We start from the raw sequence: 20546 nt of genomic DNA on the forward strand, positions 1-20546 counted from the left end.
GTTTGTCGATTTTAGATTACTGGTACTTCATGCTATAGCCGATCAGTGGCGCCGTTCACAAATTTAAAAAGCAGATCCGCAGCTAGTTTAGCTGTACGTCCATCAATATCATAGCGCGGATTTAACTCTGCGATATCCAGTGATCTTAAATTGGGCAGCTTGATGAGTGTTTCAAATAAACCGAAAAAAATTTCGTTCGGAACAACGCCATTGAACGCCGGTGCGCTCACCCCTGGAGCGTACGGAGCAGCAAACATGTCCAGATCGATTGTCAAGTAAAGATAGTCTACTTCGGCAGCAAATGCTCGTACCTGGTTTTGTAGTTTTTCCAAGTTGGATGGAATCAGATCATCGCTCCGGATCAGCTGTACGCCCTTAGTCTGTGCATAGTCACAAAGTCCTCTGGTGTTACTGATCTGCTGTATTCCGATCGCTAAATAATGAAACGATGCTCCCATAGCTCTCAGATCCTGTTCGATTTGATAAAACCCAGTGCCCGAGTTCCCAAAACCGCCAGGCAGTGGGCGCATGTCAAGATGCGCATCTAAATTGATAAAGCCGATTTTGTGGCTGCTCCCCCCTAAGTGTTGCTTTATACCAAGATAATGTCCATAAGTGACCTCATGCCCGCCACCAAAGACGATCGGAAATCCGCCGCTACGAAGCACTGTCGCCAACGCTTGACCCAATGCTTCCTGAGAAGATTCTAAATCACTATCCATCACCAAAATATCGCCACAATCTTTTACTTTTACTTCATCTGAAAAATACACAGGTAAATTTGCAAGAACATCTCTGAGCGTAGCCGGTCCATCTTTTGCGCCTGCCCGTCCTTGGTTACGGGACACGCCCTCGTCACTGCAAAAGCCCAGAATGCTGTATGCGCCAGCCAGATCTGGCACTGTCAGCAGATCAACGCAGCTGACCCATTGGTGCCAGCGCATCCAGTCCTTTTCTTCACCGTCTACACGTCCTTTCCATCGGAAACGGTCTGCGGCAACATATAACTGTTTTTGTTTAAACAAATGGCTCATTCCAATTCCTTAAATAAATTATCAATGATCGTATCGTCGACCAGCTGCGCCCGAGTTACCATAAGCGATGTATTGGCCGCCATCGCCCTATCCAGTGCATGATTTGCTTCCTTGTTTCTCGCCCATGCCCTCCTAGCGATACCGTTGTTAACGTCAAAATATAGCATGCTTTCCAACCTTACATCAGAGGCCACTGACCCGTCCAAAAGCATTCCAAATCCACCATTGATGACTTCGCCCCAGCCAACACCTCCACCGTTGTGAATGGATACCCACGTGGCACCTCTAAAACTGTCTCCAATGACATTGTGAATAGCCATATCCGCCGTAAATTGACTTCCGTCGTAAATATTGCTCGTTTCCCGATAGGGAGAATCTGTTCCGCTAACGTCGTGATGGTCACGTCCAAGGACAACAGGGCCTTCTAGCTCCCCTTTCCGGATTGCTTCATTAAATGCTTTTGCGATAGCAATACGTCCGTTCGAGTCCGCATATAGAATACGAGCCTGTGATCCAACAACTAATTTATTTCTACCGGCCTCCTGAATCCATTGGATGTTGTCACGCATCTGCTGCTGTATTTCTTCAGGTGCAATCGTTTGCAGTTCGCGCAGGGCAGCGATCGCCAGCTTATCTGTTTTTTCCAGATCGGAAGGCTTACCAGAGGTACAAACCCATCGAAATGGGCCAAAACCAAAATCAAAACACATGGGGCCCAAAATATCCTGCACATAAGATGGATAGCGAAATTTGTCTCCAGCATCATTCCATACAGTTGCTCCAGCTCGACTGCTCTCCAGCAAGAAGGCATTTCCATAATCGAAAAAGTAAGTGCCTCTGGCAGCATGGTTGTTGATCGCCTGCACGTGCCGGACCAAGCTGGCACGCACAAATTCTTTAAATTTGTCCGGCTGCGACGCCATCAAATCATTTGCTTCTTCAAACGTAAGGCCCATTGGATAATAACCTCCTGACCAAGGATTATGCAACGAGGTCTGGTCAGATCCTACAGTAACGTGGATATTCTCGCGGTAAAAGGCCTCCCATACCTCGACGACATTCCCAATAAATGCAAAAGAAATCGCTTCCCTTGCCACAATTGCCTGGCGTACTTCCTTAACCAGCTGATCCATATTATCAATCAGCACATCCACCCAGCCCTGCTCGTACCGTTTCCTTGCAGCCACAGGGTTGACTTCCGCACATACGGTGATGCAACCCGCAATATTGCCTGCCTTTGGCTGTGCACCACTCATACCCCCCAACCCAGATGTCAGAAACACCTTTCCGCTAATATCCTCCCCATTATTTAGGTGTCGGCGGAACGCGTTCATAACTGTAATTGTCGTACCATGAACAATGCCCTGGGGCCCAATGTACATGTAGGATCCCGCTGTCATCTGTCCGTATTGGGTTACTCCCAATGCATTATAACGTTCCCAATCATCGGGTTTGGAGTAGTTCGGAACCATCATGCCGTTGCTGACTACTACTCTTGGGGCTAGCTCGGAGGAGGGAAACAGTCCCATAGGGTGACCGCTGTACATATGTAAGGTCTGTGTATCGCTCATCTGCGAGAGATATTTCATGGTTAGACAATACTGTGCCCAGTTCTGAAATACCGCCCCATTACCACCATACGTGATCAGCTCATGGGGATGCTGGGCAACAGCGGGATCCAGATTATTCTGTATCATCAGCATGATGGCTGCTGCCTGTTTGCTTTTTGCTGGATAATCCTCTATTGGTCGTGCGTACATGGCATAATTTGGCCTAAACCTATACATGTAGATTCGTCCGTAATCACGTAGCTCTTCGAGAAACTCAGGAGCCAACGTAGCATGCCATGCTTTGGGGAAATACCGGAGGGCGTTCCGCAGGGCAAGCTTCTCTTCCCGAAGCGAAAGTATATTTTTACGCTTTGGCGCATGGCTTACATTCTCATCCCGCTCCATTTTTTTTGGCAATTTTGCCGGAATTCCGGCTGTAATTGCAGTCTTGAACGTATTATCCATTATTATTCGATTGAAAACACCTTATTACCGTTCTTCCAAACAGCAGAAGGCTGCATGCTTCCTTGATAATAGGTGATATTTTGGTAGTTGTCTGTTTGAAATAAAATAAAGTCGGCGCGCATGCCGCTTGCTAACTTTCCACGATCCCTGAGGTTTAGCGCATATGCCGAACGAAACGTCATTGCCGCAAGAACCTCCGCGTTACTCAGCTTTTCCATGGTGGCCAATACACATGCACTGGTCAGTAGCTGTCCCATTGGTGCCGAGCCCGGATTCCAATCGCTGGCTATTGCCAAAGAGGCACCTGCATCGAGCAACTTTCGTGCAGGACTAAATGCACAACCTATACCTATCGAAGCTGCTGGTAGGGCAACGGCAATGGTATCAGAGGCTGCAAGAAGTGCGATCTCAGTTGCTGTGGAAGCTTCTAGATGGTCTGCAGATCTTGCGCCCAGCTCAACAGCAAGCCGGCTTCCTGATGTGCTAAACTGATCGGCATGCACAGTCAGATCAAAGCCCAATGCACGCGCTCTTTGCAGATAAGGTTTTATGGATCCGGCATGAAAAGCCGTCTTTTCCACAAAAGCGTCTACGCGTGCTGCAAGCTGCTCGGCTTTTAATTGTGGCAGAAGAACTTCCGCCATAAGATCAAGATATTCATCTTCTGATCCTGCAAAGTCCCTCGGTAGCATATGAGCGGCCAAACAGGTTGGAACTAGATCTGCCGCTGTGTCGCTGTTGGCCCTCTTTATCGCTCGTAAGATTTTAAGTTCTTCTTCAATTCGAAGCCCATAACCGCTTTTTACTTCGATAGTTGTAACACCCTGTCGAAGCAAACTGTTTGAGCGGTCGACAGTCAAGCGAGCTAATTCAGCCTCTTCACAGTCGCGTGTATGGCTGACTGTATTCCAAATACCCCCCCCTGCCTCGGCTATTTCAAGATAGGATGAACCTGCATTCCGCAGCGCGAAATCATTTGCCCGGTTGCCCGCATAACAAATGTGTGTGTGGCAATCCACAAAAGCGGGTAAAGCAACATAATCTCCGTTCTGGGCAATATAATCTGCTTCATGATGCCATCGTTTATATAAACTGTCAAAGTTCCCCACTTCTTGAATAAGACCGTCCGAAACGAGCAGTCCTGCCCTTTCGACAATTTCAAGTTGCACATCCTTTAATGCTCCTTTCAATGGCAAATTGTCCATGGACAACAACTGGCTAAATGGCCCTATGAGTTTTAATTTTTTTTCCATATGACTGCTTCTAATAAGTTTCGAACGCGGTGGCAAGTTGATCGGCGACATGAAGCTGCGGATTGAACTGCTGTCTTAAGTAAATCAGTTCTCCCGATTTTATCAGCATCTGTGCATCGGTCAACAAGGCTTCCATGGGCTGATCTTGCTCAATGTGGGGGATTGACTGCCGGATACGACGATGTATAGCTTCAAGCGCATCAGTAGACTGTAATGGATGATGATAGTCCTTAGCCTGCGCCGCACACAAGAGCTCAATGCTCAGAATTTTATCAACATTATCAATGACCTGTAACAATTTGCGTCCGGAGATAGATCCCATACTGACATGGTCCTCCTGCCCCAATGAGGTGGGAATACTGTCAGCGCTAGCTGGAAAACACAAGCCTTTATTCTCACTAGCAATCGCTGCCGTGCTATATTGGAGGATCATAAAGCCCGAATTGAGGCCGGTCGATTGCATTAACAACTTAGGGACACCATTGGTTTGCCCCTCCAAGGATAAATAAACGCGGCGATCTGATATGTTGCCGATCTCCGAAGCCGCCAGCGTCGCGTAGTCCATAGGTAGAGCAATGGACTGTCCATGAAAACTACCGCCACTTATGGTTAATTGATCATTAATGATGACTGGGTTGTCAGTTACCGAATTAATTTCCACTTCCATCGTTTCTTTCAGGTGGAGCCAAGCATTCCGAGACGCACCGTGCACCTGTGGGATACAGCGCAACGAATAGGGATCTTGCACACGTGAGCAATCTTTATGGCTATTCAAGATAGCCGACCCATTTAACAGGGCATAAATATTGGACGCCACAAACCGGTTTCCAGCATGCGCTCGCAGCTGATGAAGCTCAGGAAAAAATGGTTTAATTGAACCGTTTAATCCTTCGATCATCAAAGCTGCAATGATATCCGCGTTCTGCAGCACACGATAGAGCTCGATGACCGCTTTTACCCCATGGGCGGCCATAAATTGTGTTCCGTTAATCAAAGCAAGTCCTTCCTTAGCACCCAATTGTAGCGGTCGTAGTCCATGCGCTTCTAATACGACGGCAGTTGGATATATCTCTCCTTTTACTTGCACCTTGCCTAAGCCGATGAGCGGTAGGAAGAGATGTGATAGCGGAGCAAGATCGCCCGAGGCACCTACTGAGCCCTGCTTGGGCACTACGGGTATTATATCCTGTTCAATATGCCAAATAATACGCTCAACAGTCGGGTATTGAACGCCCGAGAAACCTTTGGCTAGCGCGTGAACTTTCAATATCAGCATGAGTTTGGCCAAATCATTGGCAATCGGTTCACCCATGCCAACAGCATGACTTTTCAGAATATTTTCCTGTAGCAGCTGCGTCTGGTCGGCATCGATCAGTGTCGTACACAAGGGGCCAAAACCGGTATTTACACCGTAGACCACCTGCCGTTTCTCGACAATGTGTCGAACATACCCCGCACTTCTTTCTATCGTAGCCTTCACTGAGTCCGATATTTCGCCACGTACCCTTCCTGCTGCTATTGCCAAAGCAGTAGAACACGTTAAATATCCACTGCCATATAAAAATTTTTCCATCGTCGTAAGCTTTTCTCAAATTTACTGGCTACATTTAATAATTAGAAATACCATTTTGATCATCAATTGATAACTATGAATTATCAAATAGAACTCCGACACCTTTTGTATTTCAAAGTACTGGCCGAAGAACTGCATTTTCGCAAAGCAGCCGAACGCCTTTACATCGCCCAGCCCGGATTGAGCCGTCAGATCAGACAGCTGGAGGAGTATTATCGGGTAAGGCTATTGGAGCGTAATAAACGAAACGTGTCTCTTACCGAGGCAGGAAAATATCTCTTTGAAGAAGTAACCCGACTTTTTCGCTATCTGGACCAGATCGAAGTTCAGCTACAGAGCTTGGCAAATGGCAAGATAAGTACACTTCGCCTCGGCTTCATAGGTTCTGCCGTACAGACTATACTTCCACAGCTGCTCGTCCGCATCAAACAGCAGCAGCCTGATATCGAACTCTCCCTCCATGAGTTGGGTAACGAAACGCAACTGGAACTGTTGCAGCGAAAAGAACTCGATCTTGGTTTCGTGCGCACGTCTCAGGTTCCGCCTGGGCTGTGCGGGCTACCTATCCATACCGAACATTTTAGTCTCGTTGTCCCTAAAGAGCATCCCATATTGAAGAGTGCCAAGCCCAGTCTGGACCAGCTAAAGCACGAATCCTTTATCTTATTCTCCAAAAATTACAGCCACTCCTATTTTGATCTGGTCATGAGTATTTTTCAGGATCATCAGTTTATACCCAAGGTAACGCTACGTACAGTCAATGCCCTGACGATTTTTAACATGGTCAAACAGGGGCTCGGCGTGGCCATAGTTCCCTCCTCCCTTAAAAATGGATATCATGTTGACGTCGCTTTTCTTGAGCTGGACGATTTGCCTCAGCGCACTACACTTTACTTGGCCTGGAACGCTGAAAACCGCAACCCCGGTATACCCCATGTGCTCGACATTATTGCTACATCGGCTCCTTGGACGGCTGCACGCTGACTAATTTTTTTTCGGTGAAAATTATTAATATATTTACTTACACTAATAGATATAAATAAGAATAAATTATGATTTTAGAAGTCGCTGTATTACAAATTATTGAAGGTCAACAATCGAATTTCGAACGTGATTATAAAACCGCCTGTCAGTATATAAGCGCCAGCAAAGGTTATATCACACATTCACTGCGCAAATGTATTGAGAAAGACAATCAGTACATTTTATTGGTGGAGTGGGAGACACTGGAGGACCATACCATAGGCTTCAGGGAGTCAGAACTATTCAAAGAATGGGAAAAGCTTTTACATCATTACTACGATCCTTTCCCGACCGTCGAACACTATGAATTGTTAAAATAGCAGTTTTATCCGTCTTTTTTCCGAATATCTACTATCTTTGTAGAAATTTAAACGCAACTTTTAACCTGCTCTAGGGTCTCTCTCACTGGAGCAATGAACAAAATAAGATGTATACAAAAGAAAAAGCAAAAGTAAACAGTTTTACGGTAGATCATACCAAGCTAAAACAAGGGATTTACGCTAAAACTTCGAGTACCAATACTAGTCATCTAGACAACTATACCACCTATGATATTCGTATGATCAGGCCTAATTCGGCAGAACGTATGTTGTCACCCGAAGTGATGCATACGCTGGAGCACTGCTTTGCAACGGAAATCAGGACGATCTTGGGCGACGAGGTAATTTATGTTGGTCCGATGGGATGCTGTACAGGTTTTTATGTGGTATTGGCAGGGACGGACAAAACACCACAGGATATCGCTGTACTAATGAAAGAGGTGCTCGAGATCATTCTAACTGAAGGTTACGAGGTGCCTTTCCAAAATCCGGTAAGCTGTGGTAACTATACCTTTATGGATTTCGCTTCTTCAAAGCAAGCTTGTACTAACTTCCTGCAGCTGATCAATGCGGGCCAGCTTGATTTCGAATACCCTTACATTGAAGAAAACTAGATGATCCTAAACAAAGATATTGAAACGATTATCCTGGTAGCAAATAAGAACGAATTGGCTTTCGCTACTACTGACAGTTCTTCTCTGGTTTATGAAATAGGTGTAGGCAAGGTGAACGCACTATTGTCAGTTGCTACGTTATATGAAGAAATCAAAACACTGGGTATCAATCCGGTGCTACTCAATGTTGGCACTGTAGGTTGTACCAGACATCCCATTGGCCATGTGTTGTACCCCGCCTATTATGCGCAGGGTGATGCGTATACAGACGGCTTCTTTTTGGAAAATACCTTATTCTTAAAAGGGCAGGGAAAGATAGAATCAGTCCCTCGTGATGAGTTTCGCTACGAAGACGCCATATTAACTTCGGATCGCTTTGTCAATATCAATACCCCTTTTTATCAAGATATTAAACACTTTAATCCATTGGCATTCGACATGGAGTCTTATGCGCTGGCCAGCTTCTGCTTCCATAAGAATCTGTCTTTTCATAGCATTAAAATAGTATCCGACAACTGTGATGGGACAGTGAAAGATTGGGAGAGCATTCTTTTTGAGATTTCCGGTCGCCTAGGAATCATTCTTGACAAATTTATGAAAGAAAGACTTGGGGCTGCCAAATTAAGCACCTTTAATATTTCCTAAGACTCATTATGGATACAAAAAAGACCTGTAAAAATTACAGGTCTTTTTTGTATCCATATTCTCCCCTCTTGCGTACGACGGTGATCTCCTTTTCCAGCAAGTATAACGCTCTCCACTGAAGCCCTAGTCCGGTGTTAATTTGAATTAATGAAAACTATTCCCATCAGTAGTTGTTCAACTATATGGATTGCAAGCCCATCGTTATAGTTTTATATAACTCTTCCACTACAAGTAAATCGATCTAATAGTTTTATGAAGAACAAAAAGAAAATAATAATTTCAAATAGACTGCCGATACAAATAGAACGAAAAAAAGATAAACTGATCATCAGACCAAGTGCGGGAGGCCTGGCAACAGGGCTAAATTCAGCTTTTGATTCGAACGAAATCCGTTGGGTCGGATGGCCAGGCATTGTTCCAAAAGACGAAGCCGAGAAGCACAAGATAATTGCGTTGCTCGAACCCTTGAACCTTGTACCCGTCTTTCTTTCAAAGGAGGAGATACGGAACTTCTACGAAGGGTACTCCAACGAAGTACTTTGGCCCATCTGCCACTATCAGCCTAGCTACATTCACTTTGACCGCGAATATTGGTCAACCTATGTATTTGTCAACAAAAAGTTCTGCGAAGCTGCGTTAGCTATCCGTGCAGCATCAGACTTTATCTGGGTGCAAGATTATCAGCTGATGCTTCTCCCCCAGCTCCTTCGACAAGAAGATAAGGATCTCAATATCGGATATTTTCATCATATTCCCTTTCCTTCCGAAGAACTGTTCATGAATATCCCCCAAAGACGGGAGCTCGTAGAAGGGTTGCTGGGAGCGGATCTAGTCGGCTTTCATACGTTTGCTGACAGTCAGAATTTCCTAAACGCCTGTAAAAAGATATTGAACGTTCCCACCGGTCACAACCAATTAAAATATCAAGACAGGCATATATTTATCGAGTCCTTCCCTATGGGGATTGATTATGACAAATTTGTTGCCGCCAGTGTTGAACCCAAAGTGACGGCGATTGCCGAACAGTTTCGAAGTCATTTTCCGCATCAAAAAATCATCATTTCCGTTGATCGTCTAGACTACAGCAAAGGCATTCTGGAGCGTTTGCGTGCCTTCTTGACTTTTTTGGAAAAATACCCTGAATGGCATGGTAAGGTCGTCCTTTATATGCTGATAGTTCCTTCAAGAGACAAAGTCTCTCAATATAAAAAACTCAAAGATGAAATAAACCGCAAAGTAAGTGAAATCAATTCCATTTATGGTAATCTAAGCTGGACACCGGTTCTGTATTTCTACAAATCACTTCCTTTCGAGGAACTGGTCGGATTGTATGTGGCTTCGGACGTTTGTATGATTACGTCAACCAGGGACGGCATGAACCTGGTCAGCAAAGAATATATTGCCTGTAAAACAGCCTCAGAAGGTGTGTTAATCTTGAGCGAGTTTGCCGGCGCATCAAAGGAACTAGTCGACGCCCTAATCATTAACCCATTTAACAGGGCGGAAACAGCAGACAGCATCTTCCATGCGCTACGGATGTCGCCCGAGGAAATTCGTGAACGCACAGAAGCCAACCTTCAGATAATACGTAAATTTAATATACAGCACTGGGTACAGCTGTTTACCAGCAGACTTGCTGAAACCAAAGCCATTCAACGTGATGAATGGGCTAGACGTATTTCCGACAAGGTCTTCAATAGTATTGCAGACCGCTATCGAAAAAGCCATAATAGGCTGTTCTTTCTAGATTATGATGGGACACTTGTCAAATTTCAGAACCACGCCCAAAAGGCAAGTCCAACTGTTGTCTTATATAACTTGCTGGACAATATTATCTCCGATCCGCTCAACACATTAGTAATCATTAGCGGACGATCACAGGAAAGTCTATCCTCTTGGTTCGATGGCCGGTCTTATTACCTGGTCGCAGAGCATGGAATCTGGTCCAACTTTCCAAACTTCAATTGGTCTTATAAAAAAGGACTGGCTTTACATTGGATGCCTGAAGTCAAAAAACTCATGGAGAAATTAGCCGATCAGACGCCCGGCGCCTATATTGAAGCTAAACCCTACTCTCTGGCCTGGCATTACAGGAAGGTAGAACTCGGTCTCGGCGAACTGAAAGCGGCCGCACTAAAGGAAAGCCTGAATCCGATGTTGAACGATTATGGACTGCAACTTCTCGATGGGAATGCTGTCATTGAGGTAAAGAATACTGAGGTTAATAAAGGCAAAGCCGCACTCGAAATCGCAGGCCATATCAAAGCTGATTTTTTACTGGCCATCGGCGACGATGTCACAGATGAAGATCTCTTTCGTTATCTTCCCGCCTCGACAATAAGCATTAAGGTGGGCAGCAACAAGTCGGCAGCAAAATATTACCTGGACCAACAGGAGGATGTCATTCAATTTTTAAATCAACTTATACTAAAGTAATGGCGGAAAATATGAAAACAAATAGGCACGTATACCAAACAGGTATCATCGGCAATTGCTCCTATATTGCGCACGTCGGCGTTGATACAAATATATCCTGGCTGTGCTGGCCCTCTTTTGAAGATAGTTTTGTGTTTGGTGGTTTAATTGATCAAAACAGTGGCGGCTCATTTGCTATACGCCCCGAAGAAGCGGTAGTCGAAACAAAACAATATTACATCAAAAACTCTAATATCCTCTGTACAGAAATTCACACCGAGTCCTTTGCATATCGCGTTACTGACTTCGCTCCCCGGTTTGAACAATTTGGTCGGTACTTTAAACCGTTAATGTTAATCCGCAAAATTGAACCGCTGCGCGGTGCACCTAGCGTTAATATCCGCTGTCAGCCGACTGCGGATTATGGACGCAAAAGTCTAAAAGCTACTCGTGGGAGCAATCATATAATGTATAGTAGCGATGGTATCGGCGACCGTATCCGTCTGACAACCGATGTTCCGATATCACATTTTTTTCAGCTGGACAGCTGGACAATTATCAGTGAGAACAAATATTTGATTCTCACCTACGACGCTGCTTTTGAATCCGCTATCGCCACTACCTGTGAGGACTTCCTACAAAAGACACTCAGCTACTGGCAGCGTTGGATTAAGCGTTGCAGTATCCCCAACATCTATCAGGCTGAAGTTATTCGTTCTGCGTTAGTGCTTAAATTGCACCAATATGAAGACACTGGCGCCATTATAGCGGCATCAACCACCAGCTTGCCCGAACATCCTGGCTCTGGAAGAAATTGGGATTACCGATACTGTTGGGTACGCGACAGTTATTACGTCCTGACCGCATTAGCGCATATCGGTCAATTTGAAGAGATGGAGAGTTTCGCTAATTATATTGCTGGTATTACCCACCACAATCCCGGAAGACTGCAACCGCTTTATGGCATTTTGGGCACTTCTGAACTCACCGAGCAGATACTGCCGTATCTAAAAGGCTATCTGGATAATGGACCTGTACGCATCGGAAATCAGGCATTTGAACATATCCAGAACGACGTCTATGGTCAGGCGATGATAGCTCTTCTTCCCTTATTTACGGACCAGCGTTTCAAGATTCATGAAAATAAGAATGTCTTAGGCTGGGTAAACTTTATTCTGGAAAAGATTGAAGCGACTATTGATGAAAAAGACGCGGGAATCTGGGAGTTCAGAAATTTTGCCAACCATCATTGTTATTCCAACCTATTTCAATGGGTCGGTTGTAAAGCAGCCTTGCTGATTGCTCGTCAGAATGGATATCAAGATATGGAGGAACGGGCCAATGTATTGCTCAAAAAAGCCGAGGCTTATATCGAAGCATGCTATGATGAAGAACGGAAAGTATACCAAAATGCACTTGACAGTAAAAACTTGGATGCCAGTACACTGCAACTGATTGTCATGGATTATCTGGATCCGAAGTCGGAACGGGCACAGGCCCATTTAGCAATGCTGGAAAAAGAACTGAAAGGTGAAAACGGATTATTTTATCGGTACAAACATCAGGACGATTTTGGCAAACCGAAATCTACTTTCCTTGTATGTGCGTTCTGGTACGTGGAAGCCCTTGCATGCGTCGGAAGAGTCAGCGAAGCGCAGGAAATACTCGACCGCCTGCTGACGTACAGCAACCACTTGGGCTTATTTAGTGAGGATGTCACCGAGGATAATGGTAGCCAATGGGGCAACTTCCCGCAGGCATATAGTCATGTGGGTCTTATGAACGCCGTCTATCGCCTCGCAATCAAACTGGATAAGCCCATCTTTTCTTTGTAAGAATTCATAAAAAAAGCGATCAATAATTCATATTGATCGCTTCTCTCCTATTTAAGTTTAATTAGTGGAATTGCTTACATGTTGTTTAACCAATCTTCCACCTCGTCTTTTGTCTTACCAGTCTTTTGTTGCAGCTTGCCCAATAGCTCATCTTCTTTGCCTTCGGCATAGAGCAAATCATCATCGGTCAGATCAGCATATTGTTGTTTCACCTTTCCTTTTAATTCGTTCCAACGTCCTTTCCAAGTTAAATTACTCATAATACTCCTTTGTTTTAGTGAATTATATAATTAAATTAAAGTTTGTTTATACCTGTCAAAATGCTCACATACCTCTTCCATACCAATCCGTTTGCCCATTAGATCAATGAATTTGTTCTTATAAAGCGAGAATATATACATCCCCGTTGTAAGACTTCCGATGACGAAGATACCTTCATGCTCATTACTTCGGACGACCTTATCCTGCAAGCGGCACTCCTTCAACAAGGGAATGTTGTAAGAAGACCATTTCCCCATGCGGTCCCGTAGAACCAACCCAATGTCTTTTCTCGTTCTCATTTTCCTGATCTTTTAAATAAAAACAGTTTTGGACATACAAAAGTTTCGACCTTCACCACTCTCCTCCACGGAATCAGTGTTTATTTTCCGGATTCCGTATTTATACGGACGCATACACAGCTTACCGGCGTCCAGGTAAGTAAATCTGGAATCCGACACCTACGCCGAGACCACTTGCACCACTGCCGGTATTGATATTCGCTTTACTATAATTATATCCGAAGGTAGCTTCCAATGCGACCGTACGGGTGATAAAATGAGCGTAGCCGAGATTCGCTCCAACCGCTAGCGATGCACCCTTACCGACAGAGCTCCCAGATATACCAATGTCTCCCTGGCCAAAAAAACGGCCAGTCGATGAGCCTGCATTAGGGAAATAATAACGCACAAATGGAGCTATACCATATGTCCAGTTGTCTTTAGCATCCTTCACTGTGATAAGCCCCACGTTAGCTTGTGCACCAATAGCAAGGCCGTCTGAGACAAAATATCCTGCCCTTGGCTGTAGAGCGGCGTTGAACGACTTACCTTCGAAACTATATCCGATACTACCGATTGATCCACCAACCATCCAATTTCCTTGGCGGATCGGTTCGATACCCACCTCGGATACCATTTGTGGTGTCGTCTCAATTTTCTGGGCGCTGGCGTGTCCAACACCAGTGGCAATTAATAAAAATAGCGTTAGTTTTTTCATCATATACTGTTTAATAATTACTTTAACTTAACAACAAGATTAATAGCAGAAAAGTTTTGAATTTATTATTAATTACTGTGATTCAGTGTGTATTCAATTGTCTTCGATAGATATAGTAAAGGCCGTCAATTTTATAAAAAAAAACAACCAAATTTCTTTGCCAACTGTTCACCTTAAAAAAGATTATGAGAACGACAATCCAATTTCGAAGCGGCATGCCTTTAACAATGGAGGATGCATTCATACTTTTAAACGAAATAGACCCTTTAGGCAATAATCCCGGTACCGATGATGGCGCTCCAACACGCAGGCCGCCTAAAGTTCCGGACTTGGATGAAGTCACACCTGATCGGTACTATCCCGAAAATGCCGAAGGTCCGGACCCTACTGAAGAGGAACAACGGGACAGAGATCAGCTTGAAGACATAGATCCAGATCACGAAAGAGATCATGGGCAGATTGATCATCTTGATGAAGATATTTATACGCCAGAATCTGATCCTGACGAAGACGTTGAGGAACGAGGTCTGTAACATGAATTAAGGGCCGTTTATTAATGGCCCTTAATTCTTTTATTCAATCCTGATTATCATATTGCCCTGCCTGTAGTCGGTGGACATTTCAGCGAATGTTATATCAATTAGCGGGTCGGACCGGATATACTATCTTTGTTGTTGGCAGTATCTACCAATGTGGTATCTTTCTGCATACTCAGTTTTTGTTGTTCGCTCAAATTGTATCTCGTCTCGTCAACATCACTTGGTGGAATATTATCGGACTGAGTGCTTTTTTCAGGATTATTTTTTGAATCTGTGCAAGATAACATCGACGCGCCAGAGGATACAGTCAGACAAACTGCCAGTAAAACTTTATTTATCTGTTTCATAGTAATTTGAATTGTGTTCATTTTATAGAAGGAACGGATCTAGTATATCTTTCGTTCAAAAAAATTAAAAATACTCTTTTACTGTTTAAAAAACTGAGCAAAGTGCTTCACCGCCAAGAAATCGCCACACCCGTAATTCAGACGTTTATCCAGAGTTAAATACCCTTTTTGTAAGCGTATAATTTTCTGAGGGTTAAAAGATAGGTCTTGAACAAGTCATTTCTGCAGCGCTTTAGCGATGACATAGCCAAGTTTCCGTGCCACGTATTTTCCACATTTAAGTGTCTAAACAAGTTTAAGCTCTATTTCGCTATACAATTTTAGCATTTTAATTGTGGTAAGCTCAAGGAGAGAACATCCTACAAAAATGAATGCTATTATGAACAATTCCAGTAATAAACATCCTTGTCGAAGAAAAAAAATGTTTATTGAAGCATTTTGCGAGCAAGTTTACCGCCGACCCTGATGAAAAGGAAGACCTCGTCCAAGAAACGCTGATCCGAGCATGGCGATCTATAGATGACCTCGTCAAGCACCCGAAACTTATGTCATGGCTGTATGTCATCATGAGAAATGTTTATATCAACCGGTATCGGAAAGCGAGGCGCGGTAGTGAAATACATGACACCTATATTGATCTTGAATCAAGCAATACCATTGAAAATAACAAAGCAGAGAATAGGTTTATCGCTGATGATATCGAAAAAGCGATGTGTAGTCTGTCCGACGAAAATTACCAGCTCTTCCGGTTGTTTCTTGATGGTTATAAATATCACGAAATAGCCGCTCATTTAGCGATGCCTGAAGGCACTGTCAAAACACGAATACATATTCTACGCAAGAAGCTGCAACGGCAATTAAAAGTATATCGACTTGATTAAAACCAAAATGCTACTGCTAACGTTACTTTACTAAAGATCTAACAACATACATCAAAAAATAACACATATATGAAATCCGAAATAACAATACGCAATGCCGGGCACATGCCGATATTATTAATAATCTGCGGCGGACCTATTGGAAAAAATAGCAACAAAGAAATTCCCCGGGACGCAGCGGTGACTTCAATAACAAAGAAACAAATGGAAGGCAATAACGAGAAACAAAAAAAGCCTTCTTTAGCAGTCAAGACCAAATAGCTAGCTAAGATAATCAGGCCCGTCAGGTCGCTAGGGCTGTTCAAAAATTGGACAGCCCATTCTTTTTTTCAGGAACACATTTTTCCAGTCCTTGGTAAACTGAAAGCTTACCACACAGGTTCTTTCCCTGAACAACATATTGAAATCTGAAAATAATATAAAACAAAAAAATAGAACCATGGAATCCACTACAATAAATGACAGCAGCCTGATCAACGATCTAATCCAGATCAACAATGACCGAATTGCCGGTTACCAAAAAGCAATAGAGATTGCGAACCGTCATCACCTCGAGGGGGGCTTGAATAACATTTTCTCATCCTATATAAACCAATCTCAGATGTTTATTGAAGAACTTACACCTTATCTCGAACAGCAGTCCGAAGCAGCTACAGACGGAACCATGATCAGCGGGAAATTATTTAGAATCTGGATGGAAATTAGAGTTGCGGTTTCCGGCAACGATGCAAAAAGCTTACTGGCTAGCTGCGAACAAGGTGAAGATGCTTTTAAAAAGACTTATAAGGACGTCGTGGACAATGAAGACTGGGAAATTACCCATGATCTCTTGCTACTGATCGAAAAACAGCTCGGTATACAGCTCGAAGCACATGAGTATATCAAGACATTACGGGACAACGCTTAACGGTCAACTTGACTTTCTATACTATTATAACGTTACCCTGCCTTATGAAGACGAAGCATACCGAAGGTTATACAAGACGAAAAATCAGAAATAAATTCAAATATTACGATCCATCGGGTCAGGTGATCGAGGATGCCAAGATTTTAAAAAGGATTGGTGCCCTTGTCATCCCGCCCAACTGGAAGGAGGTCTGGATTTCTAGAAGCCCGCGTAGTAATTTACAGGCTTATGGTTACGACCAAAAGGGCCGTAAACAATACATTTATCATCCAAAGTTTGTCAACCAACAGCAATCCGAAAAATTTAAACAGATTCTATACGTGGGTCAGTATCTTCAGGAATTGCGGAAGATCAGTTCACGCCAGCTCAAACAGGAGACCTGGAATATGGAAAAGCTATGTGCTGTAGCCTTCAAAATAATGGACAGCACCCTCATCCGCATAGGCAACAAACGCTATACGTTGGCTTATAAATCATATGGCCTGAGCACATTGGAAAAAAGACACGTTAAAATCAGCGGTAACACCATCACGCTCGCCTATAAAGGAAAGAAAGGTGTCTTTCAGGAGAAGACCTGGCGTAACAAACAACTCGCGTGTTTATTAGGACAACTGATGCAAATTAAGGGGAAAACGGTCTTCTGTCTTGACAAAACAAATTGTGAAGGCCGCTTTTGCGGGCGCACCTTCAACAGTTACCTGCGTACACATTGTCCCGGAAATATCAGCTGCAAGGACATCCGCATATGGGGGGCCAGCAGGGAAGCATTCAAACTACTTTGCAAAGCTAAACAGCCTGATGAGCCTAAGGCACGCAAAAGACAATTAAACTCTGTCATAAAAGCCGTCGCGAAGGAATTGGGCAACACCAAAGCTGTTTCTGAAAAATACTATGTCCATCCAACAATCCAACGGGTTTACATGGAAAGTAAATTTCCAGTAATAAACAAAGAGATTCCTTTGGAAAAGCTTGAATTTAAGCTATTTCGCTTCCTGCTCAAATATAGTTAGCACTACCGACCAAAACGAAACCATTCAGAAAGCGGATGTTTTTTGTTGTTTATCCAGTGACACACCATGTCCATCGCAGCAACGGAAAACGTAATACCGTTTCCGCCAAAGCCACACACAAAATAGCTGTTCTTATATTTTTTGTGCTCTCCAATATATGGTAGACCATCTTTCGTCGCACCAAAAGTGCCCGCCCAGTTAAAATCGCGATAAAAATCCCTGTTAAAAATCTTATGAAAAGACTTCTCCAGTTTTAAACACTTTTGTTCAATCAATGCATCTCTTTTTTTTGCGTCCTGGAATTCCTCATCTTCACCTCCTATCAAAAATCGACAGTCATCCGTTGTCCGCATATATAAATACGGGTCTGAGGTATTCCAGACCAACAAATCATTATACTGTTTATACAATATAGGGTCGACCTCAGAGACAATAGCAAAAGTGCTCAGCAACTTCACAAATCGCTCCGGAATCAATTGTACTGTCTCAAAACCGGTACAATAGACGATTTTTTTTGCACTGATCTCCACACCGGTAGACACACGGACCAAATTGCTGCGTGCATTACATTGGACTGACAAAAGCTCTGTTTTATCGAAAATTTCTAGACCTTTTTCTGCATTATGGCGGAATAGCTCATGGGCAAAGCAAAACGCATCCATACTGCCCCCCTGCTTGGATATAATTCCGCCATAGGCTCCCGTCAGGTCATAACGAGATCTGATCTGCTCTTCCGATAACCATTGCACATCAAATCCGGCAGCTTTCCGCGCTTCAAATTCTGTCTTTAGCCAAGCGACATCCTTCTTGCGAGAGGCATAATAAAGAGAATCTTTTCTGCGGAAGCCTGCTTTGGATCCGATCTCTTTCGAAAGCTGTCCGAGGGTATCGATAGCCTCGCTGCATGCCCTGTAACTGGCGAGTGCTCCAGTTGCGCCGATGAGCTCCTTCAATTTGTAAAGTGGCATATCGATTTCATACTGTAGCATCGATGTTGTGGCGGCAGAACTTCCGTTTACAAGTTCTCGCTTATCAATAACAATACATTTTTTGCCCATTGACACACATTGATGGGCAATTAAAGCACCGGTAATGCCCCCGCCCACAATCAGAATATCGCAGGATTTGTTTTCATGCAACGAGGGGTAGCTTGCCAACAGGCCATTTTTAACCATCCAAAATGGTTCATGTGATTTCAAGTCCATAATAAATTCAGCAATCGTCATTATAACCACTTCACAACGGAAAAGTTTTTTTTCAAAGTCTAAACTTTTCGGGGTTTATACGAGTTATTAGTCTAAACATCACTATCAAAGATTTATTAACTAAAATCGAAGCTAAATATGCGAGCAATTTGGACAGGAGCAATCGGATTCGGCTTGGTAAACATTCCAATAAAATTATACAGCGCAACGGAAAGCAGCAGTTTGGATCTTGATATGCTCGACCGTAAAGATCTGGCCAATATTAAATTCAAACGGGTAAACGAACAGACAGGTAAGGAAGTAAAATGGGATAATATCGTCAAAGGGTATTTTATGAAAGATCATTATGTGGTCCTTGAGGACGCTGATTTTGAAGATGCCAGTCCAGAAAAAACAAAGATGGTCAATCTGCATACATTTGTTAAATTGTCAGATATTGATAGCATCTATTTCGAGACTCCATATTATCTAGAGCCTCAAAAGGGCGGTGAAAAAGCCTATCAGCTGCTGGTCAAAGCTCTGGACAAAACAAAGACCGCGGGCCTCGGAGCTTTTGTCATGCGCAATGTCGAACATCTTGCTATCATCAAACCATACCAGAATGCACTTGTCCTCAATAAGATAAGATATCAACAAGAAATCAGGGAGCTCGATGAACTTAAATTGCCCACCTCAGTCAAAATTCAGAAAGCGGAAATGGATATGGCTACACAATTGATCCAGCAGCACAGTTCTAGTTTTGATATCAGCAAATACAAAAATGAATACATGGAAGATCTGATGAAGATCATCAAACAAAAAGATAAAGGTAAGCGACCGACAATCAGAAAAATTAAAGTCGAAAATACAAAGGCAGACGATTTGCTTGCAAAGTTACGGGCTAGTTTAGGTTAACGTACTGAGAAAACCTCAATCTATTGGAATCCCAATGATAAAGCTTCTGGTTCCTGATGTGGGATCTACACAAAGAGTGTATGATTAATACAACACTGGCGATTCTCCGCCAAACTAAATCTAAGCGAGCTATGTTCTCTACAAAAAACATGAAAAATATCATCCCGGAACAAAAAGAAGGTAAAAAGCTCGACTGTTTTGAAACTGTCGATTTTGAGAGTACAGCGGCAGCAAGCCATGCCTTTGACACTGTCTGCGCACATCTCGCACGTGTCAACCAGTGGTATGAACTGGCAGAAATCCCAGCCACTACGTTTCAACTGACCGACCGAAGCGGGCAGCCTATAGACCGCCCTATCCAACTACATGACTATATCCGGTTAGATATACCTGGCCCTGGATTACCGAGCAGCGATGGTTACGACTGGGTAACTGTGGTCAATATTGTCGATGAGGGTACCGAAGAATTAAAGCTTTATGCGCTAACACTCAAACCATGCCCGGATCCTAGACATCCCGACAATAGAGATACAGCCCACTTTTTTGAAGGAGTTTCTTCGTCCACCTTTCTAATCGAGCAGCGGAGAAACAGTATTCTCATACAATATGCAGGAAGAAATGAAATTGTTAATGTTGAAAATAGCCATCTGACAGACAACATCAGAAACTTTATTATCGGTTTGGGGGCTAAAGTTGGCGCATCATATCCGCAATGGAAATCGCTGGTTAAAGGTCTAGCCAATAGCGTCAGTCAAAGATAGTTTTCACATCGCTGTTAG

Annotated in this window: 22 protein-coding genes; 13 read left to right on the plus strand and 9 right to left on the minus strand. The window is 43.6% G+C overall.

Annotation, left to right across the window (positions count from 1 at the left end; genetic code table 11):
- Positions 1-32: 32 nt before the first annotated feature.
- From hutG to hutH, 4 genes are read right to left on the minus strand one after another with little or no spacing between them, the layout of a single operon-like run.
- Entirely contained in the window at positions 33-1034 is a 1002-nt protein-coding gene (gene hutG, locus K7A41_RS18665) for a formimidoylglutamase (protein WP_265714893.1), read from the minus strand.
- Positions 1031-3049, minus strand: a complete 2019-nt coding sequence (locus tag K7A41_RS18670; RefSeq protein ID WP_265714894.1) for a urocanate hydratase — start codon at positions 3047-3049, stop codon at positions 1031-1033. Before K7A41_RS18670 ends, hutG begins: the two co-directional genes overlap by 4 nt.
- A gap of 2 nt (positions 3050-3051) precedes the next feature.
- Positions 3052-4302 (minus strand): imidazolonepropionase, encoded by a 1251-nt coding sequence (gene hutI / locus K7A41_RS18675; RefSeq protein WP_265714895.1) that lies wholly within the window; start codon positions 4300-4302, stop codon positions 3052-3054.
- A 10-nt stretch (positions 4303-4312) separates the two neighbouring features.
- The gene (gene hutH, locus K7A41_RS18680; RefSeq protein ID WP_265714896.1) at positions 4313-5875 is read right to left on the minus strand and encodes a histidine ammonia-lyase; all 1563 of its coding nucleotides are present in this window, start codon (positions 5873-5875) and stop codon (positions 4313-4315) included.
- 75 nt (positions 5876-5950) lie between these two features.
- Between hutH and K7A41_RS18685 the strand changes: the two genes are divergently transcribed.
- The 6 genes from K7A41_RS18685 to K7A41_RS18710 all read left to right on the plus strand — a co-directional run bounded on the left by K7A41_RS18685 (position 5951) and on the right by K7A41_RS18710 (position 12727).
- Positions 5951-6859 carry a LysR family transcriptional regulator gene (locus K7A41_RS18685; RefSeq protein ID WP_265714897.1) on the plus strand — a complete coding sequence of 303 codons (909 nt, stop codon included), beginning with the start codon at positions 5951-5953 and terminating at the stop codon, positions 6857-6859.
- Between the two features lie 68 nt (positions 6860-6927).
- On the plus strand, positions 6928-7218 hold the full coding sequence (locus K7A41_RS18690) for an antibiotic biosynthesis monooxygenase family protein (RefSeq protein ID WP_028069565.1): 291 nt from the start codon (positions 6928-6930) through the stop codon (positions 7216-7218).
- A 107-nt stretch (positions 7219-7325) separates the two neighbouring features.
- Complete coding sequence (locus tag K7A41_RS18695; RefSeq protein WP_265714898.1) at positions 7326-7832, plus strand: S-ribosylhomocysteine lyase; 507 nt, start codon at positions 7326-7328, stop codon at positions 7830-7832.
- Complete coding sequence (locus K7A41_RS18700; RefSeq protein WP_265714899.1) at positions 7833-8477, plus strand: hypothetical protein; 645 nt, start codon at positions 7833-7835, stop codon at positions 8475-8477.
- Between the two features lie 252 nt (positions 8478-8729).
- Positions 8730-10913, plus strand: a complete 2184-nt coding sequence (locus K7A41_RS18705) for a bifunctional alpha,alpha-trehalose-phosphate synthase (UDP-forming)/trehalose-phosphatase (RefSeq protein ID WP_265714900.1) — start codon at positions 8730-8732, stop codon at positions 10911-10913.
- Positions 10914-10924: 11 nt separating this feature from the next.
- Positions 10925-12727 carry a glycoside hydrolase family 15 protein gene (locus tag K7A41_RS18710; protein WP_265714901.1) on the plus strand — a complete coding sequence of 601 codons (1803 nt, stop codon included), beginning with the start codon at positions 10925-10927 and terminating at the stop codon, positions 12725-12727.
- A gap of 74 nt (positions 12728-12801) precedes the next feature.
- Here the strand turns inward: K7A41_RS18710 and K7A41_RS18715 are convergent, their stop codons facing one another.
- From K7A41_RS18715 to K7A41_RS18725, 3 genes are all read right to left on the minus strand, one after another.
- Positions 12802-12987 carry a CsbD family protein gene (locus K7A41_RS18715; RefSeq protein WP_028069560.1) on the minus strand — a complete coding sequence of 62 codons (186 nt, stop codon included), beginning with the start codon at positions 12985-12987 and terminating at the stop codon, positions 12802-12804.
- Positions 12988-13017: 30 nt separating this feature from the next.
- Positions 13018-13287, minus strand: coding sequence for a hypothetical protein (locus K7A41_RS18720; RefSeq protein ID WP_265714902.1), 270 nt, complete (start codon positions 13285-13287; stop codon positions 13018-13020).
- A 121-nt stretch (positions 13288-13408) separates the two neighbouring features.
- Entirely contained in the window at positions 13409-13987 is a 579-nt protein-coding gene (locus tag K7A41_RS18725; protein ID WP_232048744.1) for a porin family protein, read from the minus strand.
- Positions 13988-14169: 182 nt separating this feature from the next.
- On the opposite strand from K7A41_RS18725, the gene K7A41_RS18730 reads away from it, so the two are divergent.
- Positions 14170-14517 carry a hypothetical protein gene (locus K7A41_RS18730; protein WP_138096976.1) on the plus strand — a complete coding sequence of 116 codons (348 nt, stop codon included), beginning with the start codon at positions 14170-14172 and terminating at the stop codon, positions 14515-14517.
- 107 nt (positions 14518-14624) lie between these two features.
- On the opposite strand, the gene K7A41_RS18735 is transcribed toward K7A41_RS18730, so the two are convergent.
- The gene (locus K7A41_RS18735) at positions 14625-14870 is read right to left on the minus strand and encodes a hypothetical protein (RefSeq protein ID WP_138096974.1); all 246 of its coding nucleotides are present in this window, start codon (positions 14868-14870) and stop codon (positions 14625-14627) included.
- Between the two features lie 401 nt (positions 14871-15271).
- On the opposite strand from K7A41_RS18735, the gene K7A41_RS18740 reads away from it, so the two are divergent.
- From K7A41_RS18740 to K7A41_RS18755, 4 genes are all read left to right on the plus strand, one after another.
- The gene (locus K7A41_RS18740; protein WP_265715164.1) at positions 15272-15751 is read left to right on the plus strand and encodes an RNA polymerase sigma factor; all 480 of its coding nucleotides are present in this window, start codon (positions 15272-15274) and stop codon (positions 15749-15751) included.
- Between the two features lie 69 nt (positions 15752-15820).
- Positions 15821-16012, plus strand: a complete 192-nt coding sequence (locus tag K7A41_RS18745) for a hypothetical protein (RefSeq protein ID WP_028069554.1) — start codon at positions 15821-15823, stop codon at positions 16010-16012.
- A 178-nt stretch (positions 16013-16190) separates the two neighbouring features.
- A complete protein-coding gene (locus K7A41_RS18750) occupies positions 16191-16658 on the plus strand; it encodes a PA2169 family four-helix-bundle protein (RefSeq protein ID WP_028069553.1) in 468 nt (155 codons plus the stop codon).
- A 44-nt stretch (positions 16659-16702) separates the two neighbouring features.
- Positions 16703-17668 (plus strand): DNA topoisomerase IB, encoded by a 966-nt coding sequence (locus K7A41_RS18755; protein WP_265714903.1) that lies wholly within the window; start codon positions 16703-16705, stop codon positions 17666-17668.
- Between the two features lie 2 nt (positions 17669-17670).
- Here K7A41_RS18755 and K7A41_RS18760 read toward each other — a convergent pair whose 3' ends face one another.
- Positions 17671-18873, minus strand: a complete 1203-nt coding sequence (locus K7A41_RS18760; RefSeq protein ID WP_265714904.1) for an NAD(P)/FAD-dependent oxidoreductase — start codon at positions 18871-18873, stop codon at positions 17671-17673.
- A gap of 138 nt (positions 18874-19011) precedes the next feature.
- Between K7A41_RS18760 and K7A41_RS18765 the strand changes: the two genes are divergently transcribed.
- Positions 19012-19767 carry a Ku protein gene (locus K7A41_RS18765; RefSeq protein WP_028069550.1) on the plus strand — a complete coding sequence of 252 codons (756 nt, stop codon included), beginning with the start codon at positions 19012-19014 and terminating at the stop codon, positions 19765-19767.
- A gap of 149 nt (positions 19768-19916) precedes the next feature.
- Positions 19917-20528, plus strand: coding sequence for a hypothetical protein (locus K7A41_RS18770; RefSeq protein ID WP_138096972.1), 612 nt, complete (start codon positions 19917-19919; stop codon positions 20526-20528).
- Positions 20529-20546: the final 18 nt, after the last annotated feature.

It is taken from the genome of Sphingobacterium sp. InxBP1 (assembly GCF_026191775.1).
GTDB classification, from domain to species: domain Bacteria; phylum Bacteroidota; class Bacteroidia; order Sphingobacteriales; family Sphingobacteriaceae; genus Sphingobacterium; species Sphingobacterium thalpophilum.